Below are 22,137 nucleotides of genomic sequence, written 5' to 3' on the forward strand. Positions count from 1 at the left end.
ATGAGTAATCCTACTTGCTTATGATTAAATTTTTACATTCATTCTCGTCCATATTTCCTATGAATGTTTTTACGGATAGCAATTTCCATTCCTTATACATTCAAAGAAACAAATCAACACTATTTTTACTGTTCCTTATCTCAGTATTCAATCTGTCAGGCCAAGAAATCGATAATTGGTACTCTGCCGACAGAGCAATTAACGTTGCTTCTCCTGTTGGTCAGTTACATTTATTTACTCCTTATGCCCCAGCCGATGGCACACCGGTCAACGTATGGTATGAGTTGGTGGATTACAATTTTGATTTTACACAAAATGCAAGACAGCACCCACCAAACCCTGCTTTTTATCCTAATGATTGGAGATTGATAACCGATCCCATGGATCCAGATTTTAACCTGAACCCTGGCTTTGAGTACCCTGCTATGCTTGGGAATTTAAACCCAATTGGAGCGATTCCTGGACTACCTACACTACGCAGGAATGCCATGAACTTTAACCCCGCAGTGGAATTTGATAGCTCAGGAGCGGGCGACGCCCTCTATTTCCGTTCACATGCAAGAGATGAAGTTATCATCTTTATTGTCTTTTCAGCCACCGGGGCCGGTAATTCAGCAAATACACAAAGTTTGTTGTTTGGGGGGGACATAGATACATATCGATTTACACTAACCAACCTTTCGTTGGGGGTGTCCAATGGCAACCGCTTTTCTGTGGGCAGGACTTGGAATGATGCCCCTAATACATTCTTCCAACAAGGAGGCATTGATTTAATGGGGCGTCCTACCATAGGCACCTTTGTAAGAGATACCGCTGTAGATAGAGAAACGCTGGATACTTGGGTAAATGGTGTCCACGATATTGTAGGTGTAGTTAGAAATGACCCAACAGCAGACGAATCCTTATTCTGGTATAATCGGATGGGAAAACACTTTAACGATACCGATCCGGGAGGTGTTGCGGATCCAAGCAATCTCTCAGGACAGATTGCAGAAGTATTGTTGATGGATGGTCTAGCAGATGCCAATCACATTCAAAGAATGGAAAGTTATTTGGCCATTAAATATGGAATCACACTTAATGCTAGTGGAACCTTGGGCAGCATAAGCGGCAATGATTCGTACAATTATCTTGCAGCCGATGGCACAATCATATGGCCTTTCGATGCCTTATACCAATTTGATATTGCGGGTATTGGCAAGGATAGGTTTAATGATAGCGGGGCTAATAGATTAAGATATAACCTACACCAACGTATTTCAAAAAGTGTTAACACAGAAGCAAGGGTTACCATATCCACAAATGCAGATTTCGGCACGGATAATTTGAATGACGGTAGAACTCCTATTGATACAGGAAATTCTCCTTTCTCAACATTGAACAATTATCTGGTTTGGGGAAACGATCATGGGGATACAGCTTTTCCTACAAATGTAGATGCTCCGGCAGGTGTTGATGGAAGAATTGAAAGAGAGTGGAGAATCATTGAAAGTCGTTCTATAGGCGCAAACCCTATTGCTAATGTAAGCGTCCGGGTAGATCTTACACATTCAGATTTACTGAACTATGAGGCTTGTGAGCTTTTTTTGATAATAGACGAAGATGGTAATGGGGATTTTACAGATGGTTCAATAACATTTATAGAAGCATCTAGCAAAGCAGATCCACATGTATTTTTTGACAATGTGAACTTTAATGGTACAGACATGTTTACATTTGCTTTTCTCGAAGATACTGAACCTCCCACTGGAAGTGTCTCATCACCTCTAAATGTATGTGATGTTCCCCCCGTTCCAGACCCAAATTTGGTTACTGCAGATGATAATTGCGCTGTTCAATCAATAGCATTCTTCAGTGATGTGTATGGTTTGGGAGTTAATCCCACAATCTTAACGCGTACCTACAGAATAACTGATACCTCAAGCAATACCGCAGATATTCAACAGACAATAAACATTTATACCACCCCCGTGCTGCCAGTGGTCAACGATATCACCGTATGTGACTCCTACGCCCTGCCCGACCCGGGAAGCGCACAGTACTACGACGCAACGGGAGGCCCCGGTGGAGCAGGTTCCCTAATCCCCTACCCAAGCAACATCACCAGCACGCAGACCGTGTTCATATACCAACAGACAGGCACAACGCCCAACTGCTTTGACGAGAAAAGCTTCACTGTGACCGTCAACACAACACCGGTAGCGCCCAATGCCAACGACCAGGACTTCTGCTCCGCCGACAGCCCGAGGGGGGCCGACCTGGTGCCCGCCATATCCGCCAACATCACCTGGTACGAGGACAACGCACTGACCACACCGGTGCTCTCGACCGACCCCCTGAGCACACGCAACTATTTCGTCACACAGACAACGGACGGGTGTGAGAGCACCGCAACCACAGTGGCCGTGACCGTCAACACAACACCGGTAGCGCCCAATGCCAACGACCAGGACTTCTGCTCCGCCGACAGCCCGAGGGGGGCCGACCTGGTGCCCGCCATATCCGCCAACATCACCTGGTACGAGGACAACGCACTGACCACACCGGTGCTCTCGACCGACCCCCTGAGCACACGCAACTATTTCGTCACACAGACAACGGACGGGTGTGAGAGCACCGCAACCACAGTGGCCGTGACCGTCAACACAACACCGGTAGCGCCCAATGCCAACGACCAGGACTTCTGCTCCGCCGACAGCCCGAGGGGGGCCGACCTGGTGCCCGCCATATCCGCCAACATCACCTGGTACGAGGACAACGCACTGACCACACCGGTGCTCTCGACCGACCCCCTGAGCACACGCAACTATTTCGTCACACAGACAACGGACGGGTGTGAGAGCACCGCAACCACAGTGGCCGTGACCGTCAACACAACACCGGTAGCGCCCAATGCCAACGACCAGGACTTCTGCTCCGCCGACAGCCCGAGGGGGGCCGACCTGGTGCCCGCCATATCCGCCAACATCACCTGGTACGAGGACAACGCACTGACCACACCGGTGCTCTCGACCGACCCCCTGAGCACACGCAACTATTTCGTCACACAGACAACGGACGGGTGTGAGAGCACCGCAACCACAGTGGCCGTGACCGTCAACACAACACCGGTAGCGCCCAATGCCAACGACCAGGACTTCTGCTCCGCCGACAGCCCGAGGGGGGCCGACCTGGTGCCCGCCATATCCGCCAACATCACCTGGTACGAGGACAACGCACTGACCACACCGGTGCTCTCGACCGACCCCCTGAGCACACGCAACTATTTCGTCACACAGACAACGGACGGGTGTGAGAGCACCGCAACCACAGTGGCCGTGACCGTCAACACAACACCGGTAGCGCCCAATGCCAACGACCAGGACTTCTGCTCCGCCGACAGCCCGAGGGGGGCCGACCTGGTGCCCGCCATATCCGCCAACATCACCTGGTACGAGGACAACGCACTGACCACACCGGTGCTCTCGACCGACCCCCTGAGCACACGCAACTATTTCGTCACACAGACAACGGACGGGTGTGAGAGCACCGCAACCACAGTGGCCGTGACCGTCAACACAACACCGGTAGCGCCCAATGCCAACGACCAGGACTTCTGCTCCGCCGACAGCCCGAGGGGGGCCGACCTGGTGCCCGCCATATCCGCCAACATCACCTGGTACGAGGACAACGCACTGACCACACCGGTGCTCTCGACCGACCCCCTGAGCACACGCAACTATTTCGTCACACAGACAACGGACGGGTGTGAGAGCACCGCAACCACAGTGGCCGTGACCGTCAACACAACACCGGTAGCGCCCAATGCCAACGACCAGGACTTCTGCTCCGCCGACAGCCCGAGGGGGGCCGACCTGGTGCCCGCCATATCCGCCAACATCACCTGGTACGAGGACAACGCACTGACCACACCGGTGCTCTCGACCGACCCCCTGAGCACACGCAACTATTTCGTCACACAGACAACGGACGGGTGTGAGAGCACCGCAACCACAGTGGCCGTGACCGTCAACACAACACCGGTAGCGCCCAATGCCAACGACCAGGACTTCTGCTCCGCCGACAGCCCGAGGGGGGCCGACCTGGTGCCCGCCATATCCGCCAACATCACCTGGTACGAGGACAACGCACTGACCACACCGGTGCTCTCGACCGACCCCCTGAGCACACGCAACTATTTCGTCACACAGACAACGGACGGGTGTGAGAGCACCGCAACCACAGTGGCCGTGACCGTCAACACAACACCGGTAGCGCCCAATGCCAACGACCAGGACTTCTGCTCCGCCGACAGCCCGAGGGGGGCCGACCTGGTGCCCGCCATATCCGCCAACATCACCTGGTACGAGGACAACGCACTGACCACACCGGTGCTCTCGACCGACCCCCTGAGCACACGCAACTATTTCGTCACACAGACAACGGACGGGTGTGAGAGCACCGCAACCACAGTGGCCGTGACCGTCAACACAACACCGGTAGCGCCCAATGCCAACGACCAGGACTTCTGCTCCGCCGACAGCCCGAGGGGGGCCGACCTGGTGCCCGCCATATCCGCCAACATCACCTGGTACGAGGACAACGCACTGACCACACCGGTGCTCTCGACCGACCCCCTGAGCACACGCAACTATTTCGTCACACAGACAACGGACGGGTGTGAGAGCACCGCAACCACAGTGGCCGTGACCGTCAACACAACACCGGTAGCGCCCAATGCCAACGACCAGGACTTCTGCTCCGCCGACAGCCCGAGGGGGGCCGACCTGGTGCCCGCCATATCCGCCAACATCACCTGGTACGAGGACAACGCACTGACCACACCGGTGCTCTCGACCGACCCCCTGAGCACACGCAACTATTTCGTCACACAGACAACGGACGGGTGTGAGAGCACCGCAACCACAGTGGCCGTGACCGTCAACACAACACCGGTAGCGCCCAATGCCAACGACCAGGACTTCTGCTCCGCCGACAGCCCGAGGGGGGCCGACCTGGTGCCCGCCATATCCGCCAACATCACCTGGTACGAGGACAACGCACTGACCACACCGGTGCTCTCGACCGACCCCCTGAGCACACGCAACTATTTCGTCACACAGACAACGGACGGGTGTGAGAGCACCGCAACCACAGTGGCCGTGACCGTCAACACAACACCGGTAGCGCCCAATGCCAACGACCAGGACTTCTGCTCCGCCGACAGCCCGAGGGGGGCCGACCTGGTGCCCGCCATATCCGCCAACATCACCTGGTACGAGGACAACGCACTGACCACACCGGTGCTCTCGACCGACCCCCTGAGCACACGCAACTATTTCGTCACACAGACAACGGACGGGTGTGAGAGCACCGCAACCACAGTGGCCGTGACCGTCAACACAACACCGGTAGCGCCCAATGCCAACGACCAGGACTTCTGCTCCGCCGACAGCCCGAGGGGGGCCGACCTGGTGCCCGCCATATCCGCCAACATCACCTGGTACGAGGACAACGCACTGACCACACCGGTGCTCTCGACCGACCCCCTGAGCACACGCAACTATTTCGTCACACAGACAACGGACGGGTGTGAGAGCACCGCAACCACAGTGGCCGTGACCGTCAACACAACACCGGTAGCGCCCAATGCCAACGACCAGGACTTCTGCTCCGCCGACAGCCCGAGGGGGGCCGACCTGGTGCCCGCCATATCCGCCAACATCACCTGGTACGAGGACAACGCACTGACCACACCGGTGCTCTCGACCGACCCCCTGAGCACACGCAACTATTTCGTCACACAGACAACGGACGGGTGTGAGAGCACCGCAACCACAGTGGCCGTGACCGTCAACACAACACCGGTAGCGCCCAATGCCAACGACCAGGACTTCTGCTCCGCCGACAGCCCGAGGGGGGCCGACCTGGTGCCCGCCATATCCGCCAACATCACCTGGTACGAGGACAACGCACTGACCACACCGGTGCTCTCGACCGACCCCCTGAGCACACGCAACTATTTCGTCACACAGACAACGGACGGGTGTGAGAGCACCGCAACCACAGTGGCCGTGACCGTCAACACAACACCGGTAGCGCCCAATGCCAACGACCAGGACTTCTGCTCCGCCGACAGCCCGAGGGGGGCCGACCTGGTGCCCGCCATATCCGCCAACATCACCTGGTACGAGGACAACGCACTGACCACACCGGTGCTCTCGACCGACCCCCTGAGCACACGCAACTATTTCGTCACACAGACAACGGACGGGTGTGAGAGCACCGCAACCACAGTGGCCGTGACCGTCAACACAACACCGGTAGCGCCCAATGCCAACGACCAGGACTTCTGCTCCGCCGACAGCCCGAGGGGGGCCGACCTGGTGCCCGCCATATCCGCCAACATCACCTGGTACGAGGACAACGCACTGACCACACCGGTGCTCTCGACCGACCCCCTGAGCACACGCAACTATTTCGTCACACAGACAACGGACGGGTGTGAGAGCACCGCAACCACAGTGGCCGTGACCGTCAACACAACACCGGTAGCGCCCAATGCCAACGACCAGGACTTCTGCTCCGCCGACAGCCCGAGGGGGGCCGACCTGGTGCCCGCCATATCCGCCAACATCACCTGGTACGAGGACAACGCACTGACCACACCGGTGCTCTCGACCGACCCCCTGAGCACACGCAACTATTTCGTCACACAGACAACGGACGGGTGTGAGAGCACCGCAACCACAGTGGCCGTGACCGTCAACACAACACCGGTAGCGCCCAATGCCAACGACCAGGACTTCTGCTCCGCCGACAGCCCGAGGGGGGCCGACCTGGTGCCCGCCATATCCGCCAACATCACCTGGTACGAGGACAACGCACTGACCACACCGGTGCTCTCGACCGACCCCCTGAGCACACGCAACTATTTCGTCACACAGACAACGGACGGGTGTGAGAGCACCGCAACCACAGTGGCCGTGACCGTCAACACAACACCGGTAGCGCCCAATGCCAACGACCAGGACTTCTGCTCCGCCGACAGCCCGAGGGGGGCCGACCTGGTGCCCGCCATATCCGCCAACATCACCTGGTACGAGGACAACGCACTGACCACACCGGTGCTCTCGACCGACCCCCTGAGCACACGCAACTATTTCGTCACACAGACAACGGACGGGTGTGAGAGCACCGCAACCACAGTGGCCGTGACCGTCAACACAACACCGGTAGCGCCCAATGCCAACGACCAGGACTTCTGCTCCGCCGACAGCCCGAGGGGGGCCGACCTGGTGCCCGCCATATCCGCCAACATCACCTGGTACGAGGACAACGCACTGACCACACCGGTGCTCTCGACCGACCCCCTGAGCACACGCAACTATTTCGTCACACAGACAACGGACGGGTGTGAGAGCACCGCAACCACAGTGGCCGTGACCGTCAACACAACACCGGTAGCGCCCAATGCCAACGACCAGGACTTCTGCTCCGCCGACAGCCCGAGGGGGGCCGACCTGGTGCCCGCCATATCCGCCAACATCACCTGGTACGAGGACAACGCACTGACCACACCGGTGCTCTCGACCGACCCCCTGAGCACACGCAACTATTTCGTCACACAGACAACGGACGGGTGTGAGAGCACCGCAACCACAGTGGCCGTGACCGTCAACACAACACCGGTAGCGCCCAATGCCAACGACCAGGACTTCTGCTCCGCCGACAGCCCGAGGGGGGCCGACCTGGTGCCCGCCATATCCGCCAACATCACCTGGTACGAGGACAACGCACTGACCACACCGGTGCTCTCGACCGACCCCCTGAGCACACGCAACTATTTCGTCACACAGACAACGGACGGGTGTGAGAGCACCGCAACCACAGTGGCCGTGACCGTCAACACAACACCGGTAGCGCCCAATGCCAACGACCAGGACTTCTGCTCCGCCGACAGCCCGAGGGGGGCCGACCTGGTGCCCGCCATATCCGCCAACATCACCTGGTACGAGGACAACGCACTGACCACACCGGTGCTCTCGACCGACCCCCTGAGCACACGCAACTATTTCGTCACACAGACAACGGACGGGTGTGAGAGCACCGCAACCACAGTGGCCGTGACCGTCAACACAACACCGGTAGCGCCCAATGCCAACGACCAGGACTTCTGCTCCGCCGACAGCCCGAGGGGGGCCGACCTGGTGCCCGCCATATCCGCCAACATCACCTGGTACGAGGACAACGCACTGACCACACCGGTGCTCTCGACCGACCCCCTGAGCACACGCAACTATTTCGTCACACAGACAACGGACGGGTGTGAGAGCACCGCAACCACAGTGGCCGTGACCGTCAACACAACACCGGTAGCGCCCAATGCCAACGACCAGGACTTCTGCTCCGCCGACAGCCCGAGGGGGGCCGACCTGGTGCCCGCCATATCCGCCAACATCACCTGGTACGAGGACAACGCACTGACCACACCGGTGCTCTCGACCGACCCCCTGAGCACACGCAACTATTTCGTCACACAGACAACGGACGGGTGTGAGAGCACCGCAACCACAGTGGCCGTGACCGTCAACACAACACCGGTAGCGCCCAATGCCAACGACCAGGACTTCTGCTCCGCCGACAGCCCGAGGGGGGCCGACCTGGTGCCCGCCATATCCGCCAACATCACCTGGTACGAGGACAACGCACTGACCACACCGGTGCTCTCGACCGACCCCCTGAGCACACGCAACTATTTCGTCACACAGACAACGGACGGGTGTGAGAGCACCGCAACCACAGTGGCCGTGACCGTCAACACAACACCGGTAGCGCCCAATGCCAACGACCAGGACTTCTGCTCCGCCGACAGCCCGAGGGGGGCCGACCTGGTGCCCGCCATATCCGCCAACATCACCTGGTACGAGGACAACGCACTGACCACACCGGTGCTCTCGACCGACCCCCTGAGCACACGCAACTATTTCGTCACACAGACAACGGACGGGTGTGAGAGCACCGCAACCACAGTGGCCGTGACCGTCAACACAACACCCACCGTGGACGTACTGCCAGATGTCACCGTATGCGACTCCTTTGAGCTGCCAGTGCTTACCAACGGAGGCTATTTCAGAGGGACAGGTGGAACGGGTGCCGCACTAATGGCTGGGGACCACATCACAACATCACAGACCTTGTTCATCTACGCCGAGACAGGAATCGCCTCCAACTGCTCCGACGAGTCGAGCTTTAACGTGACCATAAACGACTTGTCTATTTCATCAAGTACAAATCATGAGTCTTGTTGGCGAAGTGCAGATGGTTCAATTGATATAACAATAGATAATGGAATAGCCCCTTACACTGTGGAGTTAAACACAATGCAAACGATGATTTTTTCAGATAATTCTTTTTCAATAAACGGATTAACCCCAGGAAGCTATAACTTAAACATTACTGACTCCAACGGATGTCAGATTGATTCAAGTTTCAATATACTTCCTGAAGGGCCAAATCTTGATGCCACTGTTGAAACCATTTATTCCTGTGATTCTGGATTTCCAACTAACTCAATACAAGTTTCATTAATTGACCCTTCAATAGCTTCTGATGTGCTATATGCTTTAGATTCCACTAATCCAGATGATTTTGTAATCAATTCAAACTTTACAGATATTTCTCCAGGCAACCACACACTTTCAATTTTACATATTGATGGTTGTATGCAGATCATTCCTTTTACAATAGAAGACAGAGATTCTCTAGAGCTTGATTTATCAAATACCAACATTAATGAGATTACTGCGATTGTATCCGGAGGAATTTCTCCGTATACCTATTTCTTTGAAGATTTTCCTGGTAGTCAAAACAACATCTTTACAGTATCAGGTAATGGAACTTTTACAGTTCGAGTGGTCGACAGTCAAGGTTGTGAAACACAGGCAACCATCACAATAAATTTCCTTGATTTAGAAATCCCCAACTTTTTCACTCCTAACAATGATGGGCAAAATGATGTATGGAAAGCAAAAAACACGGAAGGTTTTCCAAATATGTTTACCATCATTTATGATCGTTACGGAAGACAGATTAAACTTATGGGACCTTTGGATACAGGATGGGATGGTCTCTATGAATCCAAAGCCATGCCCTCAGGTGACTACTGGTACATCATTGAGTTGAATGATGGCAGCAGCCGCGAATTTGTTGGACACTTCACCCTTTACAGGTAAAATAAAATATATATGAAAAAGAAGCTCCTTTTTTTACTAATGATAAGTTTTACATCGGTTAGAGGCCAAGAATTGACCATTCCACAACTCTCACAATATTTATCTGACAATCCTTTTTTGATGTCTCCATCTTATGCAGGTATTGGTAATTATGTAAAGGTAAGAATGAATGGACTAACACAATGGGTGGGAGTCCAGGATGCACCAGGCACACAGTCTTTATCAGCGGATGTTCGCTTGGGCAATCGATCCGGTATTGGAATGGTCCTCTATAATGATGCAAATGGGGAAACCAAACAACGTGGGGGCAAAGTATCCTTTGCGCATCACTTAACCATTGACAAATATGAAGATAATTATTTTTCTATGGCCTTATCCTTTAGCTTAAACCAATTCCGAATAGATATTGAAAATTTTGTAGACAATAATGATCCAGCCGTTGTTGACGATCGTGCATCAAGCAGTCCCAATTTTGATCTTGGCACTTTATATAGAAAAGGAGGGTTTTATCTGAGCCTCAATGTTTCAAATATCCTGAATAAAAACCTTCAAAAGTTTGATCCCATTTTTGAGCCCAACATCTTGCGGAACTATTATCTGTATTCAGGTTATAGATACAAAAGAAATAAAAGGGATGATTTTGAGATTGAACCTTCTGTCTTCTTTCAATATTTTGAAAACGACAAGCGTTCAGTCACAGACATGAACATAAAGTTTAGGTGGTATGATTTCCTAGATTACTATTATGCCGGTTTTACTTATCGCTTTTTAAATGACCAACTTGGAGCCCCTCTTTACTTAGCTCCTATAATGGGACTTAAAAAAGGTGATTTTTACTTTGGTTATTCGTACCAAGTTATCATGAACAACATATTGGGGTATTCCAGTGGAACCCATGTGTTGACTCTTGGAATAGACCTTTTTCAAGGTATTTCAAATTGCACGTGCACTTATTAATAAACCATAAATACTATTTGATTATGAAGTTATGTCCCAAAAAATCCAGAAAACTTAGCCTACTTTTAGTTTTTGGTATTTTAATTTTTTATTCGTCCTGTAGCAAAGACAAGGACAGTTTATCCACGGGTGCTGATACTGGGGAAATTATCCTCTCCCCTACCACCAAGGATATTATCCTTTATGCAGAAGTTGATAATATACAAATCCCTATATACTTGTCAATTCCCCAAAACTGCAGCAATACAGATTATCCTGCCATTGTTCTTTTACATGGTTCGAATGGTATGTGGAAAGATAATGACTTTGAAAGTGGGGTTATGTCCAGACAGAATAATGAATGGCGAGAAATCTTTGATGCCAATTGTATAGTGGGTGCTTATGTTGACAGTTATTCTGCAAGAGGTGTTACAGCAAGAACTGGAGATTTAAGAATTCCACCTGAAAATTTTAAAATTAGTGCACAGTTTGTGCGCCCAAAAGATGCCAACGCTGCTTTGGAATTGCTTAGAAGGATAAAATTTAGTAATGGAAACCCCTTGGTAAGGCCCAAAGATATAGGTTTGCTTGGTTTTTCTGATGGAGCCACAGCTCTTGCAGCAACTTTGTATGATGCAAAATCAACACCTATCAATTGGGAGTGGACACAAAAATCTGATGGTATTGAATATGATTCCTCCGATGGAGTACTTGCCCCACAAAGTGTGCCTTTAAATGGTGGTTTTTCTGGCGGAGTATTCTATTACGGCGGCACTGTTGGTTATAGCTATTGGGGAAATAACCCTTGTAGTGATAATGCAATCTCTGATAACATTTATGAGCCTTATGCTCCAATGCTTTTTCAAATACCATTGAATGACGAACTTACCGAAAACACATTGTGTACCGTAGAACTTCTTCAAAGTAAAGGACATTCTGTCAAGTTAAACCTTTACGATGCCGATCACAGTTTTGATCATACAGATGATACTCATAGTCCGTTGGGACGTGCAAGTACAATTGATTGGTTTAAAAACATACTTAAGATAAATTGATGTCATGAACCAAAAAAATGGAAATGTACATTTACAAATATTGAACCTTTGGAAATACGTCCCAACATTCAAAACCAAAGTTCCTGACTACCACAGGCACCCATAAACCTCCTGAAATTTCCAAACCTATAATACCAAAAAAGTGAAGAAAAGCTTTTATAGAGCCCAAATCAAAACACCTTAAACAAATTGAATTAAAATGAAAGACAATTTTCTTGAAAAATGGATTTTAAATCTAGTAAAATCTGAATATGAATTTGGAAAAATTCCTAAACGAGCGACCTATAGGTTAAGGGAACGTATGGACGATTTTATTGAAGTAACCATTGAATGGATGGATAGTGAAAATAATAGTTTTAAAATTGTATATCATGCAAGATCTTATGGGAAGAGAAAGATAAGCGAGCGTGCCGAGGTGATAGACAATTCCATATTTGAACTGGAAAACTACTATACACTGGAAATACACAATTATGTAAACCATATTAAAAGAAGTTATAGTACCAGAAAAATTGCAAATTATGATGTTATGAATGTAATAGGACAGCTGGATTACATGAATGAGATGAAAGATTTTAAACCTTAGTGCTTTAGCTAGTTTCAATCTATCATATACAGATTTTACTGTTTGTTAAAATGCTATACAGTATTGACTGTATAGCAATGGGGAAAACAAGTCAACAATGTTAATGGTAATCGCTGAAACATTAAGAATTATTTGTAAATCCAACATGATAAGATGCTTATGTGCACCCACCTTATCGAAAAAAAGTGTCCTTTAATCGATATGATTACATCCGTCAAATAGAAAAGACCATTTGTCTATTACAAATCTTTGGGTTCTAATCTAATTTGTTACTTAGTTAAAGTTTTAAAAATGTTCCCAAATTTTTTAATCTAACTATCAATTCTTATGCATTTAATAACTATCATTTGGACGTTGGTTTGTGCAACAATAATTGTAGGGTATACAATATATTTGTTCAACAAATCTTCTTCTTTGGATACACCTTTCAAAGAACGATCCAATTTACTTGCAAACAATACCGTAGAGTTACTATCATTTGATCTCAAAAATCAGTTACCTGGCTGGTCCTTTACACTAGATATTCCTCAGATAACGGAGGAAGTTCTATATAATAACCCCATTCTTTTCTATTTAGAATCCGAAAGTACCTGTCTAAAACTACCTCTAAATAATGGAACTTTAGGGTATACGGCATGTGTCTACAAGAATACCGGAAAGGTTTACGTGACTTTTAAATCATTATCCGATGGTGTTTCCAACTTTTATGTTCCTGCTTGGCATTTAAATAAGTTAAAAGTTTTAATCATAAAATCCAGAGATATTAAAATTTATGAAGATTGGGTAACTAAACCAGGTAAATCGACCATTCATAAACAACTTATAAAAGCTGGAGTCAATATAAATGACTATGAAGATATGTTGGGATATTTTAGCAACATAGCAACGATTGAATTTAAAGGTCATTTTTCATCTACAAAACCAAGTATTCAGGCTCGCGTAAAATCACCTCTCTTAGCCAAAGAATACATGAAACTTTCTTCAACGGGTTAGCCTACTTATGTAGCTAAATAGCTTTTAAAGATTAGTGTTCATTCATACCTGTTAAGTGGGATTTCCTTAAAAAGAAACCCACTTTACTTTTATTCACTTTTCTCAACTTATTATAAACAAATATAACTGGTTGAAAAAAAATTATTTGGATTTAAAAAAAGTAGTAATTGATACTAAACCATATTGAAGTGAACATTAAGGAAGCTATTTTTCACCACCATAAATCCATACATGCAAAATATCAATCCATACCCAATGTCCGTCAACTTAGAAAGAAAGATTATACCAAACCCTCCTAATTTTATGGAATAAACCTCTAATAAATGAATGTAATTAAAACCCAATTGTTAAAATGTAAGATGCTGATAAGCATGCTTATGTTTTGTGCTAAAAAAGACTTGAAAAATTATATACCGTATAACCATACATATTTATAAAACCCAATACATTTTACATGGACAAACTCACCATTAGTAATTCCTTAATAGATGCTACAAGCAAGTATGGGGTTATGCTGCGCTTTTGCAATATATTGGAAAGAACGCGGTGAGTTTACTTTTTATATTGTGAAAGTAATCTTGTGAAAAATTTATCTAGTCAAAAAACAGGCAAGTAAATATATTTAAGCTAGTTATTAAACTCATCAATTATAATAGCATCGTATGAATTAAAAGTCTGTCTTTAATAGTGCTCTTTATATTTTACCTAGCTTAATATTCTACCAGACAACACCCGAACTATCTCCCCCTTTTTCGATCAGTCTAAAAAAGTAAATTGACTTATTGCTCAAAATTAAGCTCTACTAATAAAAAAATTGGTGTTATTTTTAATTGTAAATCATTTGGTAAGAAGTTCTCCGATTATTTTAATTAAAATTAGATATAAAAATGAGGTCTGTTATTTATAAAATAAATTGTCAATACATAATAAATTAAAAAAGGTTTTTAAACCATTTAATATACCTGTTCTAATCAAAAGGAAAAACCATAAACTACATTATACTAATATAAAAAATAATACTATTCTTTCAAAATAGAATAAGAAAAAAACTACGCAAAATAAAAAACAATAAAAGATTATTGAAATACTAAAAACAACCTTATGATTTTAAAAGTAGTTATAGTAGAAGATGAAAAACATAGTAGAGAAACTTTAAAGTCTCTTCTTGAGGAATTCTGTAAAGAAGTACAGGTAATAGCTACCGCATCCAATGTTGACGAAGCAGTTAAAGTTCTTTCCATTTTTAGCCCTGATGTGGTTTTTTTGGATATTGAACTACAATCCGGAGTTGGTTTTGATGTATTAGAGCAAATAAAGGAGCCAAATTTTGAAGTCATTTTCACTACTGCCTTTGAAAAATATGCGATAAAAGCAATAAAGTTTAGTTCATTAGACTATTTATTAAAACCTATTGATTTAGATGAGCTACAGCTCGCTGTAGAGAAAGCAAGAAATCGTATGGATACGAGCGTATACAGACAGCAAATTGATAATCTTATGCATAGCTTAACACGAGAATCAAATAGGCAGGAAAAAATATGTCTTGCCACAACGGCCGGTATGGAGTTTATTGCAATTGAAGATATTATTCTTTGTAAAGCTGACGGTTCCTATACATCCTTTATTCTTAAAAATAAAAAATCCTTATTAGTAAGTAAACATCTTAAGGAGTATGAGAATTTGCTGGTTGACCAACAATTTATGAGAGTTCACAACAGCTATCTAATCAACCTAAAAGAGGTTAAAAAATATATTAAATCTGATGGCGGATATATAATTATGAGCAATGATATGCACGTTAGTCTATCTCCCAGAAAAAAAGACGAACTCTTAGATGTTATGAGGCGAATGTAAGTAGCCTAGAGAAGCTAAAGTTAGTTTTCTAAATCAGAGGAAAATTGAACCATAATTTCTTCTAGTTTTCTCCCATATTCACATCTTGGGATTGGGGTAATTATCTGACTGGTCCTCAATAGTTTCGTCCATACAGACAAAGTCTTTTTCCAATAAAAGATGTAGTTCCTGTCCATTTTGCAAAACCATAGTATTGTTGTAACCTACTCTACTGCTTGTTGCCCAAACATCTGCTTCTTTCTTGGGTAAAGCCAATATAATGGTATTGTTTGCAAACTCCGCTTCTAGATTCAAAATATCTTCTTTGGCTATAAGACCATAGGTAAATGTATTTTGATCAAAATTGGTTTGCTCCATAAAACTTCCCTTTTTACAAAAAGTGGCTACCTCAGTTTTTGTTAATCTATATCGAACCGAGTTGCCTTTTATTCTAATCTTCATCCTTTTGATTTTGCTTCTTTTTTGAAGGTTTCTTCTCTACCAATCCCTTTGTAAACTCGTTAAGGGCTTCTACTTTTTCCTCAAAATCTCCTTTCAGGGTTTTGCGATATTCATTTAAGTTCTTTACCAAATCATCAATATCTTCTGGCAATACATCTTCAAAAAATTGACGAAGCCTTTTCGCTGTAGTTGGAGATTTGCCATTTGTGGAAATAGCGACTTTCACATTGCCCTTAGTGACTATTCCACCCATATAAAAATCACAAAAAGGTGGATTATCGGCTACATTGACCAAAATACTTCGTTCCCTACAATCACGATAAACCTCCTTATTAATTTCAACTTTATCTGTACATGCAACAACAATATGCTTTCCTTTTAAAAACTTCTTATCATAGGAATCTCTTACTATTTCTACTTGATGTTTTCCTGCCAACTCCAACGTATTAGCTAAAAACTCTGGTGCCACCATTTGCACTTTAGCATTTGGACTGGATTTTAATAGAAAGGTTAGTTTCTCCAACCCCACATTACCTCCACCAACAATAAGAATATTCAGGTTGGCAACTTTTAAAAAAACTGGGTAAAGTTCATTCCGCTCCATCTGCTGTTATCTTTTTAAATTATAATTAATGGTAACCCGGGTTCCCTCACCGGGAATAGAGTTAATAAATAATCGGCCATTGATATAACTGACCCGCTCTTTCATAAAAAAAAGGCCCATACCGCCTTCACTATTATTCTTGGGCACCTTATCAAGCTTAGAAGGGTCGAAACCCTTACCGTCATCATCTACAACAACACTCAACATGTCATCTTTATAATCAATGGTGACCAAAATATAATTGGCACCAGCATATTTAATGGCATTATTGACCGCTTCCTGGGTTACTCGATAAACATTGGTCTCTGCCAATGAATCAAAACGAATGTTTTCATCCGCCTTGTTTTCAAAAAGAATATTTTCTCCCGTTAGCTTGGATAATTCTACAGTCATTTTTTGAAGTGCTGGAAAAATGCCATAATCGCTTAACTCTGGTGGAGTAAGGTTAAACGTTGCGGTGCGCACTCCCTTGATTAACTCAGATGCCAACTGTTTCAGGTAAGCGATTTTTTCAACTGATTTTTCCTTTTGACTTAAATTAATTGATTCAATATTGAATTTTAATGCTGTGAGCATTTGACCAATACCGTCATGAATATCCTTGGCAATTCGCTTTCGTTCTTCCTCCTGCCCTTCTACAATTTGAATAGCCTGAAGCTGTTTTTGACGTATGCTTTCCTCATAGCTTTGTTTGGTCAACTGTTCTACTTTAAACTGATTTTTTTTACGCTCGGTAATATCAGAACATAAAATAAGTATACTCTGCTCCAAACTTGATTGGTGCATGGGGATTATGGACACATCCAACCAAAGGTTTTTACCAGTTTTCGTCTTTATTTCTATTTCCTCTGTTCTAATATTCTTTCGTTTGCCTTTAAAAATCTCCCGTAAATATTGTTTTTGACCATCATCCTCCGTAAGGATTTCGGATAAGGGTTTATTCAGATTTTCCTTTGATAACTCCAAAAGGTCCAAAAACTTTTTGCTCATAAACGCTATACTACCATCGCTACGGGCACTGGCAAACAATGCAGCATTATCAATCACAAAATTTAATTCTTGTAGTTCTTGAAGCGACTTTTCCTTCTCTAAAAAGAGCTTTTGAATTTCCTTGGTGCTCTTATCTGATTTAATTTGACTTTGTACAAGGTCCTTTATTGTCTCCCTAATTTGAATTGACAATGGTCTAAATATGAATACCACTTCCAAAAGCAGAATCAATAAAGACACCCCAAGCAGCAAATACTCTTTCAACTTCAGTTTTTGTAACTGAGCTTTGCTACGCTCATCATATTCATTTACGATGGCGTCCATTTTCTGTAAAAATGGACGTTCATTACTCAGCAAAATATCGAGCTGCCTGCCATATTCAGACATTGAGGTACTGCTGAAATCTAGATCTATTATCGTTTGTGCCGCCATCACCATAGCATCATGATGCGGGGTCAACTCCTTAAATAACTGTAGTATTTCAGTATCTGTTTCCACGGAAAGTCCAAGACTATCATTACCATGTTGAAGGCCATGATGAGATGTCTCCCAAACCCAAAGTGTGTGTTTTAGTTCCTCAAGCAACTCTTTACGGGAATCGGAATCCTTGTTTTTAAGGTTTAACAACAACGATTCCTTTACCAATTTTTGACTAAAGGCTCTTTGTCTTCCTGCAACATTGATAACCCTTGAATCATCCAATTGGGAGTTTAGATGCTGTTGAATCAATATTTGGGCAATGATAATGGTCAAGGCAATAGCGGCCAATGCGAATACATACCATTTGCGAATCCGCAAAAAAGTAGAGGTGTCCAAAGAGTATTGTGAGCCGCGACTTTTCATTTTTTGAAAATGTAAAAATAGTTCTTATGCTGAAATTGCTTTTTTCACAAGTTCCAAAGATGCCATTGAAAGTGGCAGCTCCAAGGCAGCTTCCTGTCCTTTTGAAGACATTTTTCTCCAAGTTTTTTGTAAAATATCTATGAGCTTATCGTTTTCATGTTTTTGAGCAAAAGACTCAAAATAAAATTTTAAGAAAACCAAACATATTACATCTTCCAACGTTTGGGTTTCTTCACTTTTTTTAAGCTGCTTTTTCAACAACAAAAATTCCACTTTGGCAATCAGCTCTTCCCCATAACCAACCTGTTTTAAAATCTCTGATGCTTTTTGGGCGTGGTACTTTTTTAAATCCTGTCTCCATTTCAAATATCCAACCCTATTCATTTCATAGCTTTCCCTTGGAATTTCCCAACGACGAATGTGCTGGCAGCGTGCGGTTAATTGTAGGGCCTCGGAAGCGTCTGGCAAAAAATCATTTAAAGTATCTGTCATACGTTTAGCGTACAACAATTCTTTTGGATACGTTTTGCCTTCATGAAATTCTACATTGGGGTCATTACTATTGGCTTCATCAAAAAGACGAAAGGCCTCTAAAAGCTTCGGAGATGTTACCATAGTATTGGATTTTTTCTAAAACTATTCAGAAAACCCAACATACACAAAGTTGTCCTCTATTTTTACAGGATAGGTAGCGATTGCTTCTAAATTTCCATTTAAGTTTTCACCTGTTTCCAGAGAAAAGGTGTTTTTATGCAACGGACAAGCGATTTTGGGATTTCCCCCTTCTTCACCGATCATACCTCGTGATAATACCATTTCCATTTTATGGGGACACAAATTTTGGCAAGCATACCATTTACCAATTCGCGTAAAATTGAACACTGCAATCTGTTTGTCTTTATATTTAATACATGCACCTCCGTTCTTAGGAAACCTTGAAACTTCGCATGCCTTAAACCATATTTTCACATCTTCTGGCTTGGTGGCCTGATAGGTGCCTAAATCTGCAAATGTCATAGTTGAATTTTTTTAGTGTTTTGAATTATGCCCAGGCCTTAGGCATTTTTTGGCCTCTTAAGTCTACATATTCAATATTACTGTCCGTTTCATCTGAGTTAATAAAGTGCGTATACCTAGATCTAATTTCTGGGGTTTCAACGGCTTCCTTCCATTCACATTTATAGGTGTCAGCATAATTTTGCATTTCCTTGTCCAATTCTTCTGCAATACCCAAAGAGTCATTGATGACCACATTTTTAAGATAGGTAATTCCCCCTTCCAATTTTTCCAGCCAAGCTGCAGTTCTAATCAACGGTGGGGCAGTTTTGATGTAGTACATTAAAAATCGGTCTACATACTTAACTGCGGTTTCCTTGTCAACTTTCTCCGCAAAAAGCTCTGCGTGTTTTGGGTTGGCGCCGCCATTTCCACAGACATACACATTCCATCCTCCTTCTACCGCAATGAACCCGAAATCCTTGCATCGAGCTTCCGCACATTCTCTAATGCATCCGGAAACACCACCTTTCATTTTATGTGGAGATCGTATTCCTTTATATCTATTTTCAATTTCTATAGCGAAGCTGACACTTTCATCCATTCCGTAACGGCACCAAGTGGAGCCTACACAGCTTTTAACCGTTCGCAATGATTTCCCATAGGCCTGACCTGTTTCAAACCCCTCAGCAATGAGTTCTTCCCAAATTAATGGAAGTTCATGAAGTTTGGCCCCAAACATATCGATACGTTGTCCACCGGTGATTTTGGTATACAAGTCATATTTTTGGGCAATTCTGCCCATGGCCATCAATTGTTTGGGCGTAATTTCACCTCCAGCTACTCTGGGAACAACTGAATACGTACCGTTGCGCTGAATATTTGCCAAATAACGGTCATTGGAATCTTGTATGGTTTCTTGTTTATTTGCCGTTTCGTTATATACGCTTGCAAAAATGGCCGCAGTTGCTGGTTTACAAACTTCGCATCCATTTCCGTTTCCTACCGTATCCAGTAGTTCATCATAATCTTTTATCTCTCTTAGTTTTACAATATCATAAAGCTCTTGACGGGAGTAATCAAAGTGCTCACATATTCTGACTTTTATAGTTTTGCCCAAAGATTTTAAGCTCTCCGTTACCAAATCAGCCACCATGGGTTTGCATCCTCCACATCCGGTTGTTGCTTTGGTTACCTTTGCCACCGATTTTACACTTTCATTCCCATCATCAATTACGGAACAACAAATAGCTCCTTTTGTCACAGACTCACAGGAACACACTACAGCTTCATCTGGCAAATCCATTACATTACCCATTGCCGTACCTTCTCCTCCCCGTGCACCTAGAATTAAATCCTCTGGATTTTCAGGCAGTGCCATTTTATTTTGATACAGTTGTAAAAGCATATTATAGTCACCAGCATCACCAACCAAAATACCCCCAAGTAAGGTTTTTCCATCTTTTGATACATTGATACGCTTGTAAAGTCCCTCTAATTTATTTTCAAAAACTATAGCATGGGCCTCCTCTTCAGTAGCAAATGGATTTCCAAAGCTGGCCACATCAACACCTATCAATTTCAATTTGGTAGACATATCTATTGATGCGCTCATTTTGGTTTCATTACCAAGAATTTGATCAACAGCCACCTGCGCCATTTCATAGCCAGGGGCCACCAATCCATAAATCATTTGATTGTAAAGTGCCACTTCACCAATGGCAAAAATACTGGGATCCGATGTGCGCATTGTATTATCCACAACAATTCCTCCACGAATACCCATTTCTAAATTGCAGGTTTTGGCCAACTCATCACGCGGACGAATACCTGCGGAAATAATGAGCATTTCAACATCCAGCTTTTCATTTTCCAAGAACTCCATTCCCTCAATACTTCCATTGCCTAAAATCTGCTGGGTTGCTTTATTTAAATGGACTGTTATTCCCAGTTCCTTCATTTTACTTTCCAAGGCAGCACTTCCATCATCATCCAATTGCCTAGGCATCAATCGTGGAGCAAACTCCACAACATGAGGTTCCAAGCCCATATCCTTAACTGCTTTCGCCGCTTCCAAACCTAAAAGGCCGCCGCCTAGAACTGCCGCTTTACCACCTTTGATCTTTTTTGCAAAGGCCATAGTCTCTTCCAAATCTTCAATAGTCCTATATACAAAGACCCCTTTTTTGTCCACTCCTTTTATAGGCGGCACAAAAGGGGTAGAACCTGTAGCCAAAACAAGGTAATCGTACGAAAATGTTTTCTCACTAAGTGTTGTAATGGTCTTATTTACCTTGTGTATATCGGTAACACGCTCATTAGTATATATGGTAATGTTATTCTCTTCATACCAAGAACGCGGTGCTAGCATCAATTTTTCCTCATCCTCATTCTCAAAGTATTCACTTAAATGCACACGGTCATATGCCACACGAGGCTCTTCCCCAAAAACAATAACATTGAATTCTGATTTTCGTTCTTGAGCTATAAATTTCTCGCAGAATTTATAACCCACCATCCCATTTCCGATTACAAGAATAGTTTTCATATGTTTTGATTGTATTGCAGAAACAATATTACGTATTATTACGTATTTTTTATATATTTATATCGAAATAATTACGT

Annotated in this window: 13 protein-coding genes; 7 read left to right on the forward strand and 6 right to left on the reverse strand. The window is 45.1% G+C overall.

The annotated features are described in order from the left end of the window. The first annotated feature begins 20 nt into the window (after positions 1-20). From AAY42_RS10460 to AAY42_RS10485, 7 genes are all read left to right on the forward strand, one after another. Positions 21-10,214, forward strand: coding sequence for a T9SS type B sorting domain-containing protein (locus AAY42_RS10460; RefSeq protein WP_139063712.1), 10,194 nt, complete (start codon positions 21-23; stop codon positions 10,212-10,214). 12 nt (positions 10,215-10,226) lie between these two features. Next, positions 10,227-11,171, forward strand: a complete 945-nt coding sequence (locus tag AAY42_RS10465; RefSeq protein ID WP_055394935.1) for a PorP/SprF family type IX secretion system membrane protein — start codon at positions 10,227-10,229, stop codon at positions 11,169-11,171. Positions 11,172-11,194: 23 nt separating this feature from the next. Next, positions 11,195-12,205 carry a dienelactone hydrolase family protein gene (locus tag AAY42_RS10470; RefSeq protein ID WP_055394937.1) on the forward strand — a complete coding sequence of 337 codons (1,011 nt, stop codon included), beginning with the start codon at positions 11,195-11,197 and terminating at the stop codon, positions 12,203-12,205. A 199-nt stretch (positions 12,206-12,404) separates the two neighbouring features. Beyond that, entirely contained in the window at positions 12,405-12,791 is a 387-nt protein-coding gene (locus AAY42_RS10475; RefSeq protein WP_055394939.1) for a hypothetical protein, read from the forward strand. Between the two features lie 327 nt (positions 12,792-13,118). Next, positions 13,119-13,784 carry a hypothetical protein gene (locus AAY42_RS10480; protein WP_055394941.1) on the forward strand — a complete coding sequence of 222 codons (666 nt, stop codon included), beginning with the start codon at positions 13,119-13,121 and terminating at the stop codon, positions 13,782-13,784. A gap of 167 nt (positions 13,785-13,951) precedes the next feature. Further along, positions 13,952-14,083, forward strand: a complete 132-nt coding sequence (locus tag AAY42_RS18565) for a hypothetical protein (RefSeq protein ID WP_262491953.1) — start codon at positions 13,952-13,954, stop codon at positions 14,081-14,083. Between the two features lie 802 nt (positions 14,084-14,885). Continuing rightward, the gene (locus AAY42_RS10485; RefSeq protein ID WP_055394943.1) at positions 14,886-15,638 is read left to right on the forward strand and encodes a LytR/AlgR family response regulator transcription factor; all 753 of its coding nucleotides are present in this window, start codon (positions 14,886-14,888) and stop codon (positions 15,636-15,638) included. Positions 15,639-15,716: 78 nt separating this feature from the next. Here AAY42_RS10485 and AAY42_RS10490 read toward each other — a convergent pair whose 3' ends face one another. From AAY42_RS10490 to nirB, 6 genes are read right to left on the reverse strand one after another with little or no spacing between them, the layout of a single operon-like run. Continuing rightward, positions 15,717-16,079: a DUF7009 family protein gene (locus AAY42_RS10490; RefSeq protein ID WP_055394944.1), complete on the reverse strand. Its 363-nt coding sequence runs from the start codon at positions 16,077-16,079 to the stop codon at positions 15,717-15,719. Beyond that, the gene (locus AAY42_RS10495) at positions 16,069-16,683 is read right to left on the reverse strand and encodes a precorrin-2 dehydrogenase/sirohydrochlorin ferrochelatase family protein (protein ID WP_055394946.1); all 615 of its coding nucleotides are present in this window, start codon (positions 16,681-16,683) and stop codon (positions 16,069-16,071) included. The genes AAY42_RS10490 and AAY42_RS10495 overlap by 11 nt, the downstream gene beginning before the upstream one ends. Positions 16,684-16,689: 6 nt before the next feature. Further along, complete coding sequence (locus AAY42_RS10500) at positions 16,690-18,516, reverse strand: sensor histidine kinase (protein WP_055394948.1); 1,827 nt, start codon at positions 18,514-18,516, stop codon at positions 16,690-16,692. Positions 18,517-18,540: 24 nt separating this feature from the next. Next, on the reverse strand, positions 18,541-19,131 hold the full coding sequence (locus AAY42_RS10505; protein ID WP_055394950.1) for a DUF4202 domain-containing protein: 591 nt from the start codon (positions 19,129-19,131) through the stop codon (positions 18,541-18,543). 21 nt (positions 19,132-19,152) lie between these two features. After that, positions 19,153-19,533, reverse strand: coding sequence for a nitrite reductase small subunit NirD (nirD, locus tag AAY42_RS10510; RefSeq protein WP_055394953.1), 381 nt, complete (start codon positions 19,531-19,533; stop codon positions 19,153-19,155). Between the two features lie 25 nt (positions 19,534-19,558). After that, the gene (nirB, locus tag AAY42_RS10515) at positions 19,559-22,060 is read right to left on the reverse strand and encodes a nitrite reductase large subunit NirB (protein WP_055394955.1); all 2,502 of its coding nucleotides are present in this window, start codon (positions 22,058-22,060) and stop codon (positions 19,559-19,561) included. Positions 22,061-22,137: the final 77 nt, after the last annotated feature.

The sequence above is a fragment of the Flagellimonas eckloniae genome (genome assembly GCF_001413955.1).
GTDB lineage: Bacteria > Bacteroidota > Bacteroidia > Flavobacteriales > Flavobacteriaceae > Flagellimonas > Flagellimonas eckloniae.